Below are 2,367 nucleotides of genomic sequence, written 5' to 3'. Positions count from 1 at the left end.
AATTACCCTGAAACAAATTCCCGAACGCCAGAAATATGAGAAATTAGAGCAAGAATTTGTAGCGCGTTGGCAACAAATGAATCAAAATCATAGCGATCGCAAACAGCAACGCCACAAAAAACGACAGATATTCACGGAAACCCTGACAGGGGAAGCATTAAACACAGCTATTACCCAACTTGATGAAGAAAGTCGTCAGGATGGGATTGTACGTAAGTTACTTAAACGAGAAAGAAATCAAGTACTACAACCTCTAAAGCAAATAATTGCAGATGCAGATGTACAGATACGGGAACTGAAACGAAAGCGAAAAGAATTGTCCCGCCAACTGCAAACACAAATGCACGCAGCTTATTCTCTGATGAATTTTTATGGGCGATCGCAAACTCTACAACAATTATTACCACAAGGCTTACCCACAGGAACAGGGGATTGCTGTGCGCCAAAATTGTTACATTATGCAGCTACCCACAATTTAAAACCCTTAGCAATGGCTGAGTTTTGGTGGGGTACATCCTCCTCAGAGAAAATCCAGGGAGAATTTTATGGTGCTTGTGTGGAAAGGTGTCAGCCATTAATGGGTTTCTTACTGTCAGGTTTACCATCTAAATCTGTCATTAAAAATGGATATATAACTTCTGGAGGAGTTAAGCAAGAGGTTCCCATCATTTATGAAGATGAATGGTTAATAGCTGTCAATAAACCACCAGAATTGCTCTCAGTTCCAGGGCGATACTTGAATAATCAAGATAGTGTTTTCAGTCGTTTGCGTAATTTGTTACCTGATGCGCACAATTTATTCCCAATACATCGTCTAGATATGGACACATCGGGGATTTTAGTTTTTGCACGGGATTACCAAACCCATCGCCTAGTAAATCAGCAGTTTCATCAACGCCAGGTTCACAAGGTTTATGAAGCTGTACTTGCAGGTCATATATATATAGATGAAGGAGTAATCGAATTACCATTGTGGGGAAATCTTAAAAATCGCCCCTATCAGAAAGTAAATTGGCAGTATGGCAAAAATTGTACTACTCATTTTCGGGTGATCGCTGCAGAAGATAACTATACTCGTATAGAGTTCATCCCAATTACTGGTAGAACCCATCAACTCAGGGTTCATGCTGCTGATCCCCAAGGATTGGGTATGCCCATATTAGGCGATCGCTTGTATGGCAATCTTACATCTACAGATAGATTACACCTTCATGCTAGGGAATTGTGTTTGCAACATCCATATGTAAATAAAAAATTGCATTTACAAACTAATACTCCCTTCTAATTACCCAAATTTCTAATTCGCTTTAATCCATTCTCATACTCAAATCCAACCACTTCGACTGAGTAATCGGCGCACTACTGGATACATAATTAACACCAGTTTCTGCTACACCACGAATAGTTTCTAGAGTTACATTTCCAGAAGCTTCTATTTTTAACCGATTATTATGCTGACGAATTATTTGCACAGCTTCGCCCATCATTTCCAATGGCATATTATCCAACATAATAATGTCAGCACCATTTTCCACAGCTTCTTTTACCTGTGCTAAACTTTCCGTCTCCACTTCTATGGTTAATGGATAAGGTATGCGAGAACGAATCAGAGTGATCGCTTTACCAATTCCACCTACTGCTGCAATATGGTTATCTTTAATCATTACTGCATCATCTAAACCCAGGCGATGATTAATTGCTCCTCCCACTTGGGTTGCATACTTTTCCAGAATTCTTAACCCTGGTGTTGTTTTGCGAGTATCCACAAAATTAGTGGGTAAATCAACAATCTGCTCTACATATTTACTTGTTAATGTCGCAATCCCACTCAAACGCATTACTAAATTTAGAGCGACCCTTTCTCCGATTAACAGCGCATCTAGGGAACCATTTATTTGTGCGATCACTTGTCCCACCTCACATCTTTCTCCCTCCCCTAGCATTGGGACAAAACTTACTCCTTCATCTAATAACCGAAATACCCTAGCTGCTAATGGTAAACCCGCTATTATCCCAGGTGCTTTAGCTACCCATTTAGCTTGTCCGCCCTGATTATCTTCGGTTAGTAAAGCTTGGGTTGTGCGATCGCCTCTACCAATATCTTCCAATAACCAACCTTGTAATAAAGGATCTACTACTAACCAAGGAGGTAAAATCCCAAAAATATCTATCATTGGCTCATCTAAATCTAAAACGCTAAAAAAAATTTTAGCTCCTTAAAGGATTGATATATATAGATTTAGGCGGGGCACCCAAAATTTTTTTCAGATTTTTCTGAAAAAATGGTTGACAAGGCTGGGAAGGTTAGATATATTGATTAAGTGCTCAAGAGAGCGAAGCGAAACGAAGCGACGCACGGGAGAGCAC

General features: G+C 39.8%; 2 protein-coding genes. One reads left to right on the top strand and one right to left on the bottom strand.

What is annotated here, in order from left to right; genetic code table 11:
* Positions 1 to 1,285, top strand: a 1,285-nt coding sequence (locus tag CALSC_RS00875; RefSeq protein ID WP_088239549.1) for a pseudouridine synthase, incomplete at its 5' end; no start/stop codon positions are given.
* 22 nt (positions 1,286 to 1,307) lie between these two features.
* Here CALSC_RS00875 and nadC read toward each other — a convergent pair.
* Positions 1,308 to 2,174 (bottom strand): carboxylating nicotinate-nucleotide diphosphorylase, encoded by an 867-nt coding sequence (nadC, locus tag CALSC_RS00870; RefSeq protein WP_407641867.1) that lies wholly within the window; start codon positions 2,172 to 2,174, stop codon positions 1,308 to 1,310.
* Positions 2,175 to 2,367: the final 193 nt, after the last annotated feature.

It is taken from the genome of Calothrix rhizosoleniae SC01 (assembly GCF_900185595.1).
In the GTDB taxonomy this organism is placed as follows: domain Bacteria; phylum Cyanobacteriota; class Cyanobacteriia; order Cyanobacteriales; family Nostocaceae; genus Calothrix_A; species Calothrix_A rhizosoleniae.
This window is presented reverse-complemented; position numbering and strand designations above follow the sequence as displayed.

Coding starts and splice junctions, on each gene's coding strand:
- nadC (WP_407641867.1), bottom strand. CDS start 2,174: ATGATAGATATTTTTGGGATTTTACCTCCTTGGTTAGTAGTAGATCCT.